At 44.9% G+C, this 21,456-nt stretch carries 4 protein-coding genes; 3 read left to right on the top strand and 1 reads right to left on the bottom strand.

The annotated features are described in order from the left end of the window. Positions 1-72 precede the first annotated feature (72 nt). The gene (locus AB1S55_RS07450) at positions 73-18,921 is read left to right on the top strand and encodes a filamentous hemagglutinin N-terminal domain-containing protein (protein ID WP_370981178.1); all 18,849 of its coding nucleotides are present in this window, start codon (positions 73-75) and stop codon (positions 18,919-18,921) included. A gap of 321 nt (positions 18,922-19,242) precedes the next feature. Next, the gene (locus tag AB1S55_RS07455) at positions 19,243-20,091 is read left to right on the top strand and encodes a hypothetical protein (protein ID WP_370981179.1); all 849 of its coding nucleotides are present in this window, start codon (positions 19,243-19,245) and stop codon (positions 20,089-20,091) included. A 52-nt stretch (positions 20,092-20,143) separates the two neighbouring features. Here AB1S55_RS07455 and AB1S55_RS07460 read toward each other — a convergent pair whose 3' ends face one another. Further along, entirely contained in the window at positions 20,144-20,587 is a 444-nt protein-coding gene (locus AB1S55_RS07460; RefSeq protein ID WP_370981180.1) for a hypothetical protein, read from the bottom strand. Between the two features lie 256 nt (positions 20,588-20,843). Between AB1S55_RS07460 and AB1S55_RS07465 the strand changes: the two genes are divergently transcribed. Next, positions 20,844-21,416: a M57 family metalloprotease gene (locus AB1S55_RS07465; RefSeq protein WP_370981181.1), complete on the top strand. Its 573-nt coding sequence runs from the start codon at positions 20,844-20,846 to the stop codon at positions 21,414-21,416. Positions 21,417-21,456: the final 40 nt, after the last annotated feature.

Genomic DNA, 21,456 nt, shown 5'->3' on the forward strand with positions numbered 1-21,456 from the left:
TAATAATTATATGTGGGCTAAACTTTGGCCCAGATAGAGACACGAGAGTGTCATAACATAGAGTGACTGACTATGACTAAGCAAGCCAACAACAGGGCTGTATCTCTTAAGCGTAAAACGACTGCCAATAACAAAGTGGCAACAGCGTTTAAGCCTCGCCGCAAAGCCTTGGCCAGAGCCATTAGTGCTAGCCGTGTAGTGCGTGGAGGCTTAAAAACCAGCTTATTCGGTGGCTTGTTTGCAGGCCAGCTGCTTAGCCCTGCTTTTGCCGGCCCAGAGGGTGGTAATGTGGTGGGTGGTAGTGCCGATATTAATCAGTCAGATAAAAATACCACGATTAACCAGCACAGCGACCGGGTGTCGATTAACTGGAGCAGCTTTAACGTAGCGGTGGATGAGCGTGTTGAGTTTATTCAGCCCGATTCCAGTTCAGTAGCACTTAACACGATTCTTGATCAAAACGTCTCGACCATTCGTGGCTCTCTGGATGCCAATGGGCAGGTGATTCTTGTTAACCCTAATGGTGTTTTATTTACCGATACCGCAACTATTAGTGTAAATGGCTTGGTTGCCTCGGGTTTGGGTATCGATTCCGATGCCTTTATGAACGGCAATATGCTGTTTAAAGGTGTTGAAGGTAAAGACGGTGTAGTGATTAACCAAGGCCTTATTAATGCCTCATCGGTTGCCTTAGTCGGTAAGCATGTTAGCAATAGCGAAACGGCACTTATTAGCGCCGATGTTATTTCTTTGGCAGCAGCCGATGAAGCCATGCTGACCTTTGATGCCGATGGTTTAATTGGTGTCAAAATTGAAAAATCTGTCTTAGAGAACTCTTTAGGTGTTGATTCAGCCGTATTAAACGAAGGTCAATTAGAAGGCCAAAAAGTACTGCTGGATGCGAGTGTCTCTAAAGATTTATTCCATAACGCGGTAAATAACAGCGGTACGGTAACGGCACGAGGCATTGATACTTCTGGCGGTAAAATCCGTTTGTTTGGTGGTTCGCCAACAACCGAGGCCGAAGGTTCTGCTCGTGTGGTGAATAGCGGGACTCTAGATGCCTCAGCCCTGCACGATGGTGGCATTGTGCATATAGAAGGTGATCAGGTTGTTAATAGCGGCACTATTTTGGTCGACAGCACAGGCAGCGGTAACCAAGCCGGTAAAGGCGGGCAAATTAATGTACTGGGTGATACGGTTGAACTCAGTGGTGAGTCTTATCTTTCGGCCCAAGGTGAAGCCGGTGGTGGTGAGATACTGATAGGTGGTGATTACCAAGGTAAAAATACCGAGGTTCGCAATGCCACCACCACAACCATTGGTGAGCATGTTGTTATCGATGCCAGCGGTAATAACTTAGGCGATGGCGGTAAGGTGATTGTCTGGGCAAATGAAGATGCTTACTTTTACGGCTTTATCGATGCCAGCTCGGGCCTTTTGGGTGGTGATGGCGGTTTTATAGAGACCTCGGGTAAACAGATTATTGACCTTAAAGGCTATGCTGTAGCGAAATCCCACAAGGGAGGCCAAGCAGGTATCTGGCTGATCGACCCTAAAGATTTTAGGATTGTTGACTCACAAGATGATACCGATGGTACAAACACAGTCACTGATGAGTTTGTTGAGCAGGTCTTGAATCAGGGCACAAGCTTAACCATTCAAACAACCGCCTCAAATATTAATTCAACTAATGATTTATCGGATTTTTATAATCCTTGGAATGATAGTACTAATGTTTCAACGCTTATTTCCGGGGCTAATACTACTACTGCTAACGGCTGGTCTGGCAAGTTAATTGTTGATGCTGAAATAAATACTAATGTAGGTTCAACGGCAAGCGGAAGTAGTGGTAAAGGCCCTGCTACCTTAACCTTAATTGCTGATGGTGGTGATTTGGTGGTTAATCAAGCCATTATTAATGATGGTGGAGGCAATGCAACAGAAGGCCTTAATGTCGTTCTGCAGTCGGATAACTTGATTGATGTTAATGCCAATATCACCACTGCGGGCGGTTATGTTGAGATGGGGGGGATTGCTGCCGATTCTCATTCTGCTCAAGTCGATATTGCGGGAGGTGTGACGATTAACACCACCGATACGATTACCAACGATGTCGCGGCGACCAATGGTTCGGGTGATATTACTATTCGCACGGGGCAGTTAACTAATAGCGGTACATTAAATCTGGGCGATTCCGGAGCTAGTTCAACTGGTGGTGATCTTTATGGCAGCTTTAATTTAAGCCTTGACGAGGATCTTGAGTCGACTTTAGGTCTTGTGACTAACGCAGGTGGTGTGGCTGTCACCGGCAGTAATAGTGCCGATGTTACGATCAACCAATTTATGGCATTGGCAACTGGTAATAGCGGTATATCTATAAATACAGATGGTGATGTCGATATTGCGAATGGTTTAAATACCAATGGCGGCACCCTAAACATTGGTAATACGACTGCTGCTGCCGAAGTAAATATAGGCGCAATTGTGGTGCAAACAGGCGGTGCTGCGGCCACGATCAAAACAGCAGGTTCCTTTAGTAATAGTGGCACTTTAAATGTTGGTACTGGCACTGCTGCTATTGAGGTTGGTACGGCTGGAGCGGGTTCAAATAACACCTTAGGTAATATCACTGCACAAACCTTAACGGTCGCTGGTCATTCAACAGGTAGTGATAATTTTAACTACACCACAGACCGTGCTTATACCGTAGATTCAACATCTAACCAAGTTAGCTATACCGATGCTTCTGTGACTAATGCCGTTGTGATGACGGGGGTTGATGGCATTACCGATACAGACGGTGGCAGTAGTGTTCTTGCTGATGGAGGCTATACGGGCTCATTCGATTTGATTGAGAATAGCACCCAAACGGGGCTTGATGCTAGGGCTTCGGGCATTACATTTAGTGGTGTTAATACTCTTACTGGTGCTGGAAGCACAGAGGTAAGAAGCTCGGATCAGAGTGTGGATTGGTTTGTCAGCGGAACTAATAGACAAGCTGCTTATGGTTTTGATGGCACGAACGTTAGTAGTGAAATATCCTTAGCTTCCGTCTCCAATAGCTTCTTTGGTGGTAAAAGTTTAAACGTTGGTACTTTGACGGCCAATACTTTTACCGCTGACGCTGAGGGCAGCCAAAATTTTACTCTTCAGGCTGCAAGTGCAAGTGGTCTTGATGGAATTAATTCTATTGCAATAGACACGGGGAATTTCGTCTTTAGTGATATCGCGACGCTCGATGCTAATGCTGGTGATGTTGCTATTAAAGCTTCGGATGCTCTTGAAAGTGATACTAGTGCTATCTTCGATTTAAACGGGTCTGGTAGTGCCCTAGCGAATTCTGCTGCTCGTTTCTACCGTGAGAACTCTGGAGATGGAAACAATGAACTTCTAATCACAGAAGTTGCAGCTATAAATAATACCCGCCGTTTGAAATTGGCCGATGGCTCAGATGAGGTTCTTACATTGTCTGGCTTTGGTGCAGCCCAAGCCTTTAACGGCATTGATTTCTCTGACATTAGCGAGATTGATACGGGTACGGGGAGCGATAGTTTAACTGCCGATCTCCAAGGTGCTGGTGAAACAGAAAGTTTTATTTTGTCGACATCAGGGGATGATTTAGCCTTAACCGTCGGTGGCATTCAATTTATCGGTTTAGACGCGGTAAGCAGTAATGCTGATACGAATAACGTTACTAATGCCTCTGGAATTGCAATAGGTTTGGTGGCTGATTCCGGCAATGGCAACGTTGCGAAAGATAATCAGATCTCAGCCACATACAATACTGATAGTTTAGTTCTAGAGGATGTTTCTAGTGTCAGTACTACGGGCGACTTAACGGCAACCGACGCGAACCAAAATTTCACTGTATCTGAATCGAGCCTTAATACTTTAGCCACTGCCGGTATTACCTTTTCTGGTGTAGATTCAGTAGATGGTGCTGGTGGTAGCGATACTGTGACGGGTGATAGTGACCAGCAGTGGGATTTGGTTAAAGATATTGATGACAATGCTGTTGCTAATGCCATTAGTGCCGCCGGTATTGATTTTAGTGGAATTAGCAATGCCGTTCAGGGTGCCGGGCTGGTGGCTGATATAGGCTCTATTGGTCGGGTTGCCGGTACTGGTGATACCTTTGTCTTAGGTGATAAAGCTACGCGGTCGCTAACTGTTAATGGTATTAGCTTTACTCATATTGGTGAGGTTACAAACGCCACGGGCGGTAGCACAACACTATCAGATACCGGTGCAGCTGATTACGTGTTATCGAGTTTGACCAGTGTCGATAGTATTAATGGCATTGATTTTAATGGTTTTGTATTTAGTGGAACGCCTTGGTCTGCTGGTGATACTTTGGCCTTGGCTGATGGTCATTCAATCAGTGGTCATAGTACCGCCAATGCCATTGATGTTAATAGTGCGCAGTTATTGGGTTCTAGTGGTGCCGATTATTTGCGTTTATTGGATGTCACGTTTGGCGGTAACGCTACCCATGATGGTGTTGGGCTAGGGCAAACAGACACAGTTTATTTTGCCAATATTGGCAGTGTCGACTTGTTAGGTGATACAGGGGTAGCGGGTGATACGGTGATCGCCGAGGCCCACTACGATGGCGAAGGTGGTAATGCTGATGCTGACGCTATTTGGCTGCTCACTGGTAACGAGAATGAATTGAGTTGGCAGGGCTTAACAATTGCAAATGTTGATAATGCAAGGGTTGCTGATGGTCAAACTGGCTCTATTAAGAGTAATGGCAGTGATGCATTTGTTCTAGCTGATTATGATAATGGCAATGGAAATAATATTGTTACTGCACGCGGAATAACCTTCAATTCGGTTAATGCTGTAGCTGTTAGTGGCACTGACACGGTTGGCGACAGTGGTTCGGTTTTCTATGAGTTGAAAGATGATAGTACAACCTTAGCGAATAGCATTACCTTTAATGGTAATGCTCAGAGCTGGAACTGGAGTGCAGGAGATTACTTAGGGCTTGCCAGCGGCCATAGTTTTGATGAAAGTGATACCTTTGTTGCTAACGGTGCAACTCTTCGCGGTAGTGACCTAGCCGATACCTTCACTCTAGATGGTACCACCGTGCAGTATGCTCGCGGAGCTGCCAGTGGTGGTGTTAATTTCACGGGTGTAACGCAAATTGAGGCTGAAGGTGAAAGTGATACGATCAAAGCATCTACTGACCAGCGTTGGCAGTTAACGGCTAATAACGGTGAGTTACAACTTCTTGATAGTAATGACAGCAGCCTGATCTTAACGGCCTCGTCTATTGAGTTTGTTGAAGCGGGTGACTCCGTTACAGGCGATAGTGGTACGGTAGAGACTTTAGAGATTAGCGGCAATCAAAGCTTTAGTATTGCTGCCATGGATTTCTCAGGTATCGACTCTGTCACTTTGCAAGCTGATGACCTTGTAACAGACACAGATACAGACGCTGGTGAAGGTACTACAGAGTTAGATACTCATTACCAGATTACAAATGCTACCGAGGTTGTTTCCGAAGGTATAACCATTAGTGGAGCGACTCTGGCCAATTATGCGTGGGCAGCAGGCGACACAATTGGCCTTACAACTGGGCATGGTGTTAGCGCCTTTGATGCGAAAAGTGCTGAAATATTGGGTACGACAGGCAGTGACCTCGTCACCCTTGTTACATCAAGCAGCATCGATTTAAGGCAGTCTGGTGATGCTAGTGATGTTCGCATTAGTAATGTTGGTTCTGTTGATTTAGGTGGCAGTGATTCGGATTCAGTTGTTGGCCTTGCTGATCAGAGTTGGTTACTTACCGATAACACCGGTAATTTCCAGGCAGGTGTTGGTGGTATTACCTTAGCGGGTATCGAGCAAGCATCGGTTGCTTCCGGTACCGCTTCTATAACTACAAGCTCTGGTTATGTAGACGCTTTTGTAATTTCTGGCTCGAATTCAGTTACAGCAAACGGCATCGACTTTAGTTTGGTGTCTGATATCACTTTGGATTCTACGGATACCGTGGCGGATGACGGCACTGGTTATAACTACGAATTGGCATCTAGCAGTGCAGTGAATGTAGGTGATATAGCTTTCACAAGTGGTGATATTGATAATTTTAGTTGGGCTTCTGGTGACACCTTAGCTTTAGCTGCTAGCCACTCTTTTACGGCGTCCTCGACCGATATTGACGCCAATGGCGCGACGCTAACGGGTACAGCCAGTGATGATACGTTCACAATTAAAGGCAGTGAAGCCGTTGATTATCAGCGCGCGAGTGCGGGTGAACAGGTTAGCTTTGTCAATGTTAGTGATGTGGATGCGGGTGATGACACTACAGGGGACAGCATTCGGTCTGATGTTGGCACCCCAGCGTGGCAGTTGTTAGCTGGCGCTGAGGTTTCGTCAAGCGATGTGACTTTCTCTAATGCTGAGATTTTTGGTGAAGTTGGCGATGATGCTAGTTTTACAGGTAAATCCAGTGCTGCAGATGCGGTTACTTCAGGTGGAACTAACAGTATAACGGTTGATGGTTTGACGTTTGCTGGTATCGATGAAGTCAATTTAACTCAGTCAGAAGGTGATACTTTTGGCTCGAGCTTATCTAATACTCACTTTGACTTATTCAGTGCTAGCCGTACCGATGTAAATAGTATTCAAGTTAAGGGCCTAACTACGAGTCAGTTTACTTGGGGGGCAGGCGATACACTCGGTCTTGCCGATGGTCATGAATATACGGCCTCATCGACGGACATTGACGCCAACGGTGCGACGCTTACGGGTACGACCAGTGATGACACGTTCATAATTAAAGGCAGTGAAGCCGTTGATTATCAGCGAGCGAGTGCCGGTGAGCAGGTTAGCTTTGTAAATGTTAGTGATGTGGATGCGGGTGACTCGACTACGGGCGACAGCATTCGGTCTGATATTGGCACGCCTGCGTGGCAGCTATTAGCTGGCGCTGAGGTTTCTTCAAGTGATGTGACTTTCACTAATGCAGAGTTTTTTGGTGAAAGTGACGATGGTGCTAGCTTTACCGGCAAATCAGGTGCAACCGATGTCGTTACCTCTAGCGCGATTAATCGCTTAACTGTCGATACTCTAGAGTTTTATGGGATTACGGAAGCTAATTTAGTCGAGGCTGAAGGTGATACTTTTGAATCGATAGCTGACTCAACTCATTACAGCTTGGTAAGTAGTGCTGAAGCCTTTGTTAATGATATCGAGGTATTGGGGCTCAGTTCGTCCAACTTTAACTGGAATCATAAAGACAGTATCGGCCTTGCTGATGGACATACGTTTACAGCCATAGATGAAATTAAGGCTAAAGATGCGACCTTAATTGGTTCGACCGGTGACGATGTATTTACTATTACGGGATCTGGCGAGCTAAATTATACTCGTGGTGATACCGGTAATGGGGTTTCAGGTGTTGCGGTCACGATCACCGGTTTATCTGAAGTAAGCGGTCTTAGTGGTGATGACACGGTTATCGGTATGGCTAATCAAGCTTGGTCATTGATTAGTGATGATGTTGCTACTGTAGGCCTTGATGATGGGCAAAATAGTATTGAGGCGTCAGCACAGAGCTTAAGCTTTAGTGATGTGGATATGCTGAGTGTGGCTTCAGGTACAGCCTCATTAGCCAACCGTAGTGAGACAGATTCTTATAGCATTACAGGTGATAGCAGCTTAGATGTTCTTGGTTTGAGTATTTCTGGCCTGGGCTCAGTGGTACTTGATAGTAGTGACACGGTTACCGATGACGGTGTTACGGGTTATAGCTATGAATTAGTCTCTAATACGGCTGTTAATGTTGGCAGTTTGGCATTTACTAGCGGTGCTCGTAGCAACTTTACTTGGGGGGCTGGGGATACTGTAACCCTAAGTTCTGGGCATAGTGTTAGTGGTTCTGTGGCGCTGACTGGTGCCGGTCTTCAGGGCAGTGATTCTGCTGATGCGCTTATTATTACCGGTTCAGATTCTCTTAACTTAAACTACGAAGGTGATGGAAACCTTGTTGCTTTCACTGGTGTTAGTACCGTTGATTTAGACGGTGGTGCGGATACGGTTAGCGTTTCTGGTTCTGCTGGTATTTCCAAAACTTGGACTTTAGTTAGCGATATTCGTGTTGATGTTGCGGATATGCAAATATCTAACGCACTATCATACAGTGGCGTCGTTGACGATAATACTTGGACCTTCAATGACCGTGATTCTGAAGTAGATATTATTACTTCAAGTGGGATTAATAGTCTTACTGTGGAAGGTATTGATTTTGATGGTATTCAGGTTGCGCAATTATCATCTGATGATGGCTTCAGTTCGACCCTAAGTAACACGCATTATGACTTGCACAGTGCTAGCCGTATTGATGTTAATGCTATTCAAGTTCAGGGCTTGGATACCTCTGGGTTTACTTGGGATTCAAACGATAGCTTAGGTTTGGCTGATGGTCATTCATTTACAGCACTGTCAGATGATATTGACGCCAACGGCGCGACTCTTCGCGGCAGTGATCTTGCTGATACATTCACTCTAAGTGGCACGACGGTACAATATGCTCGTGGAGCAGCTTCCGGAGGTGTTCACTTTACGGGCGTAACAACTATTGATGCGGGGGATGAAGCCGACACGATTCAAGCGTCTTCAGATCAGCGTTGGCAGTTAACGGCTAATAACGATGAGTTACAACTTCTTGATAGTAATGACAGCAGCCTGATCTTAACGGCCTCGTCTATTGAGTTTGTTGAAGCGGGTGACTCCGTTACAGGCGATAGTGGTACGGTAGAGACTTTAGAGATTAGCGGCAATCAAAGCTTTAGTATTGCTGCCATGGATTTCTCAGGTATCGACTCTGTCACTTTGCAAGCTGATGACCTTGTAACAGACACAGATACAGACGCTGGTGAAGGTACTACAGAGTTAGATACTCATTACCAGATTACAAATGCTACCGAGGTTGTTTCCGAAGGTATAACCATTAGTGGAGCGACTCTGGCCAATTATGCGTGGGCAGCAGGCGACACAATTGGCCTTACAACTGGGCATGGTGTTAGCGCCTTTGATGCGAAAAGTGCTGAAATATTGGGTACGACAGGCAGTGACCTCGTCACCCTTGTTACATCAAGCAGCATCGATTTAAGGCAGTCTGGTGATGCTAGTGATGTTCGCATTAGTAATGTTGGTTCTGTTGATTTAGGTGGCAGTGATTCGGATTCAGTTGTTGGCCTTGCTGATCAGAGTTGGTTACTTACCGATAACACCGGTAATTTCCAGGCAGGTGTTGGTGGTATTACCTTAGCGGGTATCGAGCAAGCATCGGTTGCTTCCGGTACCGCTTCTATAACTACAAGCTCTGGTGACGTAGACGCTTTTGTAATTTCTGGCTCGAATTCAGTTACAGCAAACGGCATCGACTTTAGTTCGGTGTCTGATATCACTTTGGATTCTACGGATACCGTGGCGGATGACGGCACTGGTTATAACTACGAGTTGGCATCTAGCAGTGCAGTGAATGTGGGTGATTTGGCCTTCACAAATGGTGATGTCGATAACTTTGGTTGGGCTACTGGTGACACTTTAGCGCTAGCTTCTAGCCATTCTTTGACTGCCTCATCGGCAGATATTGATGCCAATGGCGCGACCCTTCGTGGCAGTGATCTAGCTGATACATTTACTTTAGATGGTACAACTGTTAACTATACACGCGGTGCAGCTGGTGCAGCAGTTAGCTTCACCAGTGTGAGTGTTATTGATGCTGGGGATGAAGCCGATACGATTCAAGCGTCTTCAGATCAGCGTTGGCAGTTAACGGCTAATAACGGTGAGTTACAACTTCTTGATAGTAATGACAGCAGCCTGATCTTAACGGCTTCGTCTATTGAGTTTGTTGAAGCGGGTGATTCCGTTACAGGGCATAGTGGTACGGCAGAGACCTTAGAGATTAGTGGTAACCAAAGTTTTAGTATTGCTGCCATGGATTTCTCAGGTATCGACTCTGTCGCTTTGCAAGCTGATGACCTTGTAACAGACACAGATACAGACGCTGGTGAAGGTACTACAGAGTTAGATACTCATTACCAGATTACAAATGCTACCGAGGTTGTTTCCGAAGGTATAACCATTAGTGGAGCGACTCTGGTCAATTATGCGTGGGCAGCAGGTGACACAATTGGCCTTACAACTGGGCATGGTGTGAGCGCCTTTGATGCGAAAAGTACTGAAATATTGGGTACGACAGGCAGTGACCTCGTCACCCTTGTTACATCAAGCAGCATCGATTTAAGGCAGTCTGGTGATGCTAGTGATGTTCGCATTAGTAATGTTGGTTCTGTTGATTTAGGTGACAGTGATTCGGATTCAGTGGTTGGCCTTGCTGATCAGAGTTGGTTACTTACCGATAACACCGGTAATTTCCAGGCAGGTGTTGGTGGTATTACCTTAGCGGGTATCGAGCAAGCTTCGGTTGCTTCCGGTACCGCTTCTATAACTACAAGCTCTGGTGATGTAGACGCTTTTGTAATTTTTGGCTCGAATTCAGTTACAGCAAACGGCATCGACTTTACTACAGTGTCAGCAGTTACCCTAGACTCAACGGATACGGTAGTGGATGACGGCGTTGGTTATAACTACGAGTTGGTATCTAGCAGCGCAGTGAATGTAGGTAACATAGCTTTCACAAGTGGTGACATTGATAATTTCAGTTGGGCCGCTGGCGATACTTTGGCTCTAGCTTCTGGCCATTCATTTACTGCATCATCGGATGATATTGATGCTAATGGTGCGACGTTAACGGGTACGACCAGCGATGACACGTTCACCATTACTGATACGAATGATATTGACTACCAGCGAGCGAGTGCCGGTGAACAGATTAGCTTTGTCAATGTTAGTGATGTGGATGCGGGGGACTCGACTACGGGCGACAGCATTCGGTCTGATGTTGGCACCCCAGCGTGGCAGTTACTAGCTGGCGCCGAGGTTTCTTCAAGTGGCGTGGTTTTCTCTAATGCTGAGATTTTTGGTGAAGTTGGCGATGGTGCTAGTTTTACGGGTAAATCAGGCGCTATAGATGCAGTTACTTCTACTGCGCTTAATAGGGTGACCGTTGATACTTTAGTGTTTGCTGGAATTGACGAAGTTAATTTAACTCAGTCAGAAGGTGATACTTTTGGCTCGATCTTATCCAGTACCCATTTTGATTTGTACAGTGCTAGCCGTACTGATGTGAACAGTATTCAAGTGCTGGGTTTGAATACGAGTCAGTTTACTTGGGCTTTAGGTGATACTTTGGCTTTAGCTTCTGGCCATTCATTTACTGCATCATCGGATGATATTGATGCTAATGGTGCGACGTTAACGGGTACGACCAGCGATGACACGTTCACAATTAAAGGTAGTGAAGCCGTTGACTATCAGCGAGCGAGTACCGGTGAACATATTAGCTTTGTCAATGTTAGTGATGTGGATGCAGGGGACTCGACTACGGGCGACAGCATTCGGTCTGATGTTGGCACCCCAGCGTGGCAGTTGTTAGCTGGGGCCGAGGTTTCTTCAAGTGGTGTGACCTTCTCTAATGCTGAGTTTTTTGGTGAAGTTGGTGATGGTGCTAGTTTTACGGGTAAATCAGGCGCTATAGATGCAGTTACTTCTGCTGCGCTTAATAGTGTGACCGTTGATACTTTGGTGTTTGCTGGAATTGACGAAGTTAATTTAACGCAGTCAGAAGGTGATACTTTTGGCTCGAGCTTATCTAATACTCATTTTGACTTATTCAGTGCTAGCCGTACCGATGTAAATAGTATTCAAGTTAAGGGCCTAACTACGAGTCAGTTTACTTGGGGGGCAGGCGATACACTCGGTCTTGCCGATGGTCATGAATATACGGCCTCATCGACGGACATTGACGCCAACGGTGCGACACTAACGGGTACGACCAGCGATGACACGTTCACAATTAAAGGTAGTGAAGCAGTTGATTATCAGCGAGCGAGTGCCGGTGAGCAGGTTAGCTTTGTAAATGTTAGTGATGTGGATGCGGGTGACTCGACTACGGGCGATAGCATTCGGTCTGATATTGGCACGCCAGAGTGGCAGCTATTAGCTGGCGCTGAGGTTTCTTCAAGTGATGTGACTTTCACTAATGCTGAGCTTTTTGGTGAAATCGGCGATGGTGCTAGTTTTATTGGTAAAGCTGGCGCTGTAGATACAGTTACATCCAGCGCGATTAATCGCTTAACTGTCGATACTCTAGAGTTTTATGGGATTACGGAAGCTAATTTAGTCGAGGCTGAAGGTGATACATTTGAATCTACGGCTGCGTCGACCCATTACAGTTTAGTGAGCAGTAGCGAGGCTCATGTTAATGATATTAACGTTAAGGGTCTTAGCTCAGGGGCTTTTGAGTGGGATGCGGACGATACCATTGGTCTTGCTGATCTACATACATTTATAGCCAGTGATGAGATTCAAGCTAAAGATGCGACCTTAATTGGTTCGACTGGTGACGATGTATTTACTATTACTGGGTCTGGCGAGCTAGATTACACTCGTGGTGATACCGGTAATGGGGTTTCAGGTGTTGCGGTCACGATCACCGGTTTATCTGACGTAAGTGGTCTTAGCGGTGATGACACCGTTATCGGTATGGCTAATCAGGCTTGGTCACTGGTTAGTGGTGATGGGCAAAATAGTATTGAGGCATCAGCGCAGAGCTTAAGCTTTAGTAATGTCGATGTATTGGGCGTGGCTTCAGGTACCGCCTCATTAGCCAACCGTAGTGAAACAGATTCTTATAGCATTACAGGTGATAGCAGCTTAGATGTTCTTGGTTTAAGTATTTCTGGCCTTGGCTCAGTTGTACTTGATGGTAGTGATACAGTTACCGATGATGGTGTCACAGGTTATAGCTATGAATTAGTCTCTAATACGGCTGTTAATGTTGGCAGTTTGGCATTTACTAGCGGTGCTCGTGATAACTTTGGTTGGGGGTTGGGCGATCAAATTAGTTTAGCGAGTGCTCATAGCGTTTCTGGTTCGGTAGATGCAAACTCTGCTCAGTTACTTGGTAGTGATAGCAATGATGGCTTTAATTTACTTGCGGTAGGTGAGCTTGAGTATCAAAGAGCCAGTGTTGGTGACTGGGTTCAATTCTCAAATCTTGTCTCGGTCGATGCGGGTGATGCTGCTGGAGATAGCTTGTCGACGGATGTTGCAGCGACAGAGTGGGCTTTAATATCGGCCACACAGGTTGATGCTGCTGGGATCAGTTTCTATAACGTTGATAATTTTAGTGACAGTGCAAATAGCGCTACTTTTGTTGGGCGTACCTCTTCGGCAGATATTGTTACGACTTCAGCGGACAATGAGCTGAGTGTTGAGGCCTTAAGTTTTAGTGGGGTTGCATCCGTCGAGTTACAAGATGGCGATAGCTTCACCGTTGACGGTGACCAGCTGTTTACCTTAAACGGTATGTCGGATGTAGATGTTAACGAAATGAATGTTACTGGCTTATTGCTTGGCCAATTTGACTGGGGCACTGGCGATTCATTAGCGCTGGCAAACGGTCATACGTTAACCTCTAGTGACGAGATTGATGCTAATTCCGCATTACTTCTTGGTAGTGATGGCGATGATATTTTCAGTGTTTTGGCTGATAACAGTGTGTCGTTTGAGCGATCAAATTCCGATGAGGCCGTTGAATTTATAAATGTATCTACGGTGGACGCCGGTGATGCATCTGACGTAGATACAGTCATAAATAATCACGATAAATCTTGGACTCTAGTTAGCTCAACTCAGGTTGATACGCCTACGATTAGCTTCTTAGATGCGGAAAGTTTTAGCACTGGTTCTAACGACGCTACCTTCATAGGCTCTTCTAGTACTGATGAGCTTGTATCTTCTTCTAATAATCACGTTGAGGTTCTTGGCTTAACATTTAACGGTATTAATAAAGCTGAACTTAGCGCTGATGATACTTTTGAGGTTGATAGTGCTAGCTCCGTTACTTATTTAATTTATAGCGATAGTCGTACTGATGCTAATTCGATTTGGGTGGAAGGTTTGCCTTCTGCTGGTTTTGGCTGGGCTGCGGGTGATCAAATTGCATTGGCCGATGGCCATACCTATACCCAAACCATTGACGCGGGTGGGGCTACGTTATTAGGCAGTGATGGTGAAGATGTATTTACCGTAACGACAGATGGTAATGTAAGTTATCAGCGTGCAGGTTCAGCATTAGAAGTCTTGGTAACCTTTGACGGGGCAGGCACAGTTGATGCGTCTTTGGGTGACGATTTGGTCGTTGCCGCCTCTGATCAGGATGTCACAATCAATGGTGAGAACAGTGTTTCAAGTGCGAACCTCGTATTTGCAGATATTCAGGACGTGACGCTTACTGGTGGTCAGTTGGTAAATGATGCTAGCGCTGTAGATGAGTTCATAATTACTGGTGATAGTGAGTTAAGTGCTCGTGGCATGAATTTCAGCGGTGTTGACTCTGTGCTTATGGCTGCAGACGATACATCAAGCCACGATGGTTTATTACCAGTTAACTATTTCTTGATGTCTGATAAGCGGGTTGACCTTACTACACAAAACATATCTCTTGAGCTAGACGCGACTGCAAGTGCTTTTGCTTGGGCTAATCTTGGCTGGGTAGTCGGTGATACTGTTGGTTTACAACAGGGGCACAGCTTATCGAGTAACAATCAGGCGAGCGCTATTGAGCTAAATGGTGCAACCTTGGTTGATGGTGTAGGTAATGATGAGTTTGTGATCGTTGATGACAGAGTTGTGACTTTGTCTCTGGATGATGGCAGTGATAATGCAACGATCTATTTTACGGAGTCTACACTTGCGCAACTGAATATCGAAAGCGAATTCGGTTCTGATACAGACACTATTTCAAGCCTATCTGATTGGCAGATAGAAAGTACCACATCTGCCCAGTCTGCCAATGTATTAGTCGATGGTATTGAGCGTATTACCAGCGCTAGTACAGTCACAGGTAAAGATGGCAACAGTGATAGCGTTTTAGTTACGAGTAATGATAGTTTCGAGCTTGAAAATGGTATCGAGTTTACTGACGTTGATGCTCTAGTTTTACAGGCTGAAGACACTGTTTCTGACAATGGCGCCTATGATTATTTCATAGCAGGTCAAAGTAATGTTGACCTCGTACTATCAGGTGGAAGTCGCACTGATGGTATCAATATTACCGGTTTAGATATTACTGCTTTTGCGCAAGCTGATGTTGGTTGGTCAAGTGACGATGTTATTAAGGTTGATTCCGCTCCTGCTGTTGTGACTGCCTCTGCCCTAGATAGTAAAGGCGCGTTGATTGTTGGTAGTGCAGCTGAAGATAATACTTATACTCTGATTAGTGATGATTCACTGGGCTTAAATGGTGTTAATTTCTCAGGTGTTGATTTCTCTAGCGCCGCAGGCTGGGATAACAATGACTTTATTGAATTGGCTGACAGCTTTGTTTTAAACGATCAGCAAATTGATGCGAACTATGCCACCTTTGTTTCTGGTGATGGTGATGACACCTTTAATTTAGAGGGGCTTGCGAGCTTAGATAGCGTTGAGTACTTTGGGGGCGATAGTAAGCTCACACTTACCAATATCAATAATGTTTTAATGGATAGTGGCAACGATACTGTTACCGGCTCTTCGGATCAGGCTTGGAGTTTAGAGGGTGCAAACCAAGTTAGCAGTAACGGTGTGTTATTTTCAGGTGTTGATATCGTTGAGTTGGCAGACGGACAGTCTGTGAGCGGTATGATTCTTTCTCATAATTCGGGTAATGCTGAGACATTTAACATTGTTGCAGAGAATACTGTGGAGGTTGATGCAATAACTTTCACGGGTATTGGCAGTGTGAATTTGGATGATGCGCAAGACTCGGTGACGGATGCTGGTGATTTAACGTATAAAATTGCTTCTGTTAATGAAATTGAAGTTGCATCGATTAATTTCAGTGGTGCGGGTACGGATGACTTTAGCTGGGGAGCAGGCGATCAGCTGACTTTGGCCGAAGGTTATAGTTTTACCGATGGCTTTAGTTTGGATGCCCAGCAAGCGTCACTATTAGGTAGTGACGGTGATGATATCTTTGCTGTTTCTGGCAGCTCGGTTGCATTCTCTCATAGTGGCTTAACAGCCGTTGAATTTACAAATGTTGGCTCTGTTGACGCTGCTGGTCAAGCTTCATCTGACCTTGTTACGGGGGTTAATGGTCAGACTTGGCAGATAGATGGCAATAGTTCAGTCACTGCGGTGAATGCCAGTAATTCTTCTGCGTCGATAGCTGTTACAGGAGTTGAATCTGTTGGTGCGGCTGGTACAGATTCTCATATTTTGGGGACTTCTTCTGCCGATACTTTTGATGTAACAGGACAGAATGCGGTAAGCGCTTATCAAATGGACTTTAATGGTGTTCAGTCTATCGCGGGTAATGGCGGCGATGACACTGTAGTTGGTTTGGATGGCGCTGATTGGCAGTTACTGGCAAATGAAGTTAATTCTGTTATCACCAGTGGAGTAACATTCACTGAATTTACAAGTGCTACAGCAAGTGGTTCAACGCTTCATGGTGTTGATAATGTAGCAGATACCTTTGTTCTCAATAGTAGTGATAACTCTATTCGTAACAATTCAGACGGTATTTTATTTTCTGGTGTGACTCGTATTGACGCAGGGAGCGGAGAAGATTCGGTGATTAGCTCCAATGCGATTACTTGGAGCTTAAGCGGTGTTGATAATCAATTAATCGCGAATGGAATGGATTTTGTTGGTATTGATCGCGCTGTTCAAGAGGGCTCCTCTGAGGCGGTTATTGCTGGTTCTTCTGGTGGCACTAACTATCAGTTAAATGGTAGTGATGGTGCTCTCTCTGCAGCATCCATTGAGTTTGTAGGTATTAGCCAAGTCGAGGCTCATGAGAATGATGCTTTAGTGGGCAGTGACTTAGGTGAAGATTATGTGTTGAATAGCGATGCGTCTGTTGATGTACGCGCTATTAGCTTCACTAATATTCGTACAATAAACGCAGGTTCTGGCCAAGATTCTGTTGCAGGCTCTGCTGCAGATTCATGGTCGGCCGCTTCTGAGAATAACGAGCTTCTAAGTCAACAGGCCTTAGCATTAATAAGTGGTGTTAGCTTACGCTTCACAGGTTTAGAGCAAGTGACGGGTACTGGTCTTTTGACTGGCTCTGGTGTTAGTTCTGAATATTCGTTAACTGATTTTAATACGATTGACATTATTGGTTCGAATATCACTTTCCATGATGTAGCTGAGGTGGATGTTAATGGATCGAATGACACCTTAATTGGACCTAATTTATCTGCCAGCTGGACGATCAATGGTGATACTGGTTCGATTGAAAATATAGCAGGTAGTGAGACCTTAAGCTTTAGTGGAGTTGAAGCTATAGGAGCGGGCTCTGAAGCTGATGTGTTTTACTTCCTTTCCGGCTCGATAGACTCTGTATCTACAGGCGCTGGTAATGATCTAGCTTATTTTGATGGTGGTGTCGTTACGAGTTTAAATTTAGGAGATGGAAACGATATTGTTGAGATTAATACTATCGATTCGGCTCCAAGTAATTTAAATGCCGGAGCCGGTACAGATAGCCTAATCAACAATGTTGCAGGCCTTGTTTGGAGAGTGACAGGAAACATCAGTGCTGTTAATTATTTAGGTGACTTTGCGTTTAGCAACTTTGAGAGCCTTGATAATAATGTCACTGATCTTGTTCTAGAGACTTCTCTGCAAACAGTGTTTAACAGCAGCAGCGTCAGCTTTACTGATGCGGGTATGGACTTAAGTTTCAATTCTGAAGGTAACGTTAGTATTAACAGCACTAACACTTCTAGCGAAGCTATAACTGGCCGAATAGAAGCGGTTGAGTTGGATATCGTCAGTTCTGGTGATGTAACGCTGGAGACAGCTATTGATGTTGTGAATGTTGCAACAAATGATGAGCGCTCGATTTCTGTTGATATTTTAGAAGACGATGACTTAGTCTTGCGAACAATTGATGCTGGTCGTGATGGATATATCAAGTTAGGTAGTGTTGGTGCAGGCAACCTTACTTCTGAAGGTTATGGTGATACCAATTTTATTGCAGGCACAGTTGAAATTGGCACCGATTATCGTTTCTTGGAGATCGGTGATACGGCGAGACAGCAAGGTGTGACCTTTGATGTAACCGATCGTGTTGATATGAAGTCGTTCTTCTTCGTAACACCAACTTTTGTTGGTCAGGTTCCAACCAGCTTTAGCGCAGAGGGTGAGGAGATTCAGCCTTATACAGGTAATGTATTGCCTATCCTAGAAAGCTACGCTCAGGTCGATCCAGGTATTTTTGAGTCAGTTAATCCTTATACCGCCGATGCAAATGCTTTGGGTGGTGTAGAGCAGGGCGAAGCTGCCGCTATTGTGGGTGGTGACGCTGCTGATGCGGGTTATGATGCAAATAACTACGCAGAAGTTCTGTTGACTCTAGCTCCAACAGCAGCGGGTGAAGGAGATACGGAAGAGGAAGTAGCTGAAGAGCTTGTAACTGAAGATAGTGATTGGTATACCAACGCTGAAGGTCAGGTTCGAGTTGCGCTTGATGAAGCGGGAGATATTCTTGGTGTGGTTGTGGACTACGCGGTTGTTCAAGGCGATACCATGTGGGATCTGTCTGAGCAGTATCTACAAAATGCTAAAGATTGGCAGGCTATTTGGCAGCGCAGCCCTGGTGTTGAAGACCCTGATCTTATCTACCCTGGCGAGGCTGTTAATGTCGTTGTTAAAGTTGGTGGTGAGTTATTAGAGCAGCTGCGTGCGGCGCTAGCTGCTCGTCGTGAAGATGGCAGTGACAACCCACTAGGTATGGATGTGCTTGTACCTGTAAGTAATCGTAATGAGTTCTAAGGCCTTTCCTTATATTGGGCTGTTTTTAGCGGCTTAATATTGAGTTCTAAAGCCCTCTTGATGAGGGCTTTTTTGTTTCTTGTTCTTTGGAGTCAGCTATTAAATGTGATCGGTGTCTCATTTATCTTTGGGGCTATTAGATGGTTTTTGCGTATCATTTGTAAAAATGCCCAGCTCTTTTCTATATGGGATGTGGCTTTGTGTCCTACTCGTAAACTAGATAAAATTAGCTTATAAGTAGGCTTAGATAGTAAATGTTGGCTTAGCTTTACGCTTGATATAAATAAGCTTGCGTGCGAGCAGGCTAGCACGATGGATTGTATGTCAGATTATTCTCTTAAATTTTCAGCACGCTTACGTAATGGCTTTGAAGCCGAGCAGGCGAGACTAGCTCTGATTAAGTTATTTAAGCTTAATGACGAGCGAGCCGATAAGTTAATTACGGGCTCGCCGCGAATTCTAAAAAATGACTTAACGAAGCCGCAAGCTCACAAATGGGTTAAAGCGCTTTGGTCTGCAGGTTGGCATTCTTCGTTAATAAAAGCAGATAAAGAAGTCTATACAACGGTTGAGGCTAAAGAGTCTAAGCTTGCGGTTGGACGTTCTGATGCTGATGTAGCGCCTACACAGGGCAAGCAGCTTGAAAAGCCCAGTGTCGGGCCAGCTAAAAAAGCTCATATACAGCGGATTTATGCCCCTCGCGTTCCTGCATCAATGTGTATTTTAAAAGGCTGGCAGCAGCAAAACACACTTAATCCTAACGCTTGTATTCAGGCTGGCTGTCAAGACCGTGATGCCTACATGATTGTGATTGCCCAACCTAAAAAAGACATTGAAGGTAGCCCAGACTTAAAGGCCTATACTAAGGCCGTTATAGAGTCTGCAGCTGGGTTTATTGCGCAGGGACGTATTTCTACCCCAATAGCAAAACAGGCTCACCGAGAATTAGATTGCTTGTCTGCTGAAATAACGGGCTTAGTCGATCAGTCTAATGTGCACTATCTTATCAGTGTCTTTGAGGGTTTAGATCATTTCTACGCTGTGTACTTTTGGACGAGTAAGCACAACTTTCAGCAAGTCCGCCCACTTTTTAATGCTATGAATGCGAGCTTTTCGTGTACTAAAACACGCAAGCAAGAAATGCTCTCGGAAGCCGAGCTTACCCACTAGACTTAACAGCTAAGTATTAGCGGGCAAGCGGCACAGAGCTGGGGGTTTAAGCCTAGCCTCGTTCTGCGCTCATTGTGGTTTCAAAGCTAAAGGATGTATTTTCAGCTAGCCCGCCTTCTTCGAATTCAATGATGAGCTCACCGGTAAGTTTAAATTCATCGGGGGCTGTTTCTTCAATGGCTAAGCGTTTTACATCACACCAATTATCGATGTCATTGATCATTAGTGAGCCTTCTGCTTCTGGGTAGGCTTCATGCGTGAGATTTAAACCATTTAAGGCGTAGCGTTCGCCTAGGTCTAAGTCATACCAATCAAATACAAGTTCAGTATCAATGGCTTTAGTTTCGCCCTCAATGTCTAATTTAAACTGGCTCAGAGGAATGGTAATGCGATGGTAAAGCGTTCGGGCCATGCCAGCCGCTTTATCTTCGTGCCAAAACACATCTACACGGCCATGTTCAGCTTTGGTGAGAGATTGTAGTTCGATTTTGTTCATAGTCTGATTTATTCCATTAGCGACGTTAAGGGCAATCTAACGCATTAGACGCTACTTTTATAGTGAAAATATCTGTATCGCTATTCATTATGCCTACCGCATAAGTGCGCTATTTCTGTCTTGCCTTTAATTAATGCCCGAGTGGGAGTAACGACAAATTAGGAACAAATGTGAATGCTGCGTTTTACACTTTAACAATCATCTCGCTTGAGTAAACTGTCATTACAGATAAAACATGAGACATCAGGAGAGAGAGATGGGATATGGAATAACAAAGCAAAGTGCTCGTAAGTGGGTATTACCTATTCAGATTACCGTTCCAAATGATTTTCCTTCATTATTACTAACGCGCTTAAAAAACGCAGCAAATTCTTGGAATACTCAAACAGGCTTGCCGTTATTTGTTTTTATCGGCTTAAAAACAAGTATTGTGTCGTTAAAAAAACAGGACGGTGCTGGTGGGTCATTCACTGCCGGTGATGGTGGCTTAGGGAAGCCAATTAAAGATGTAAATTCTATCTTATCAATTGGGACACAAATATCAGATCATAATATCCTCCATGAACTAGGGCATGTACTTGGTCTTGCTCATGAAGAAGAGCGCCCTGGTGACAAAACACAAGCATTTTACAGTTCAAAAAAATCGGTAAACCCCAAAGTACAAAGCTGGCTCTTAGATGCTCAGTGGGATAACTGTCGTAATAACCAAAAACAGTTTGGTTATATGGCGCATGGCGATTTTGATGCAAATTCGGTTATGAAGTATGGGAATAGTAATGGAACTTTAAGTGCTGGTGATATTGCCGTGGTTCAAGCTATTTATGGTTGAGTTTGTCTATAAGGCCGTTATGGCGGCCTTATGTTCATTC

This window comes from Agaribacterium sp. ZY112 (genome assembly GCF_041346925.1).
Taxonomy (GTDB): domain Bacteria; phylum Pseudomonadota; class Gammaproteobacteria; order Pseudomonadales; family Cellvibrionaceae; genus Agaribacterium.

Excerpts from the sequence above, each read along its gene's own strand:
- AB1S55_RS07455 (WP_370981179.1), top strand. The coding sequence starts at position 19,243 with ATGTCAGATTATTCTCTTAAATTTTCAGCACGCTTACGTAATGGCTTT.
- AB1S55_RS07460 (WP_370981180.1), bottom strand. The coding sequence starts at position 20,587 with ATGAACAAAATCGAACTACAATCTCTCACCAAAGCTGAACATGGCCGT.
- AB1S55_RS07450 (WP_370981178.1), top strand. The coding sequence starts at position 73 with ATGACTAAGCAAGCCAACAACAGGGCTGTATCTCTTAAGCGTAAAACG.
- AB1S55_RS07465 (WP_370981181.1), top strand. The coding sequence starts at position 20,844 with ATGGGATATGGAATAACAAAGCAAAGTGCTCGTAAGTGGGTATTACCT.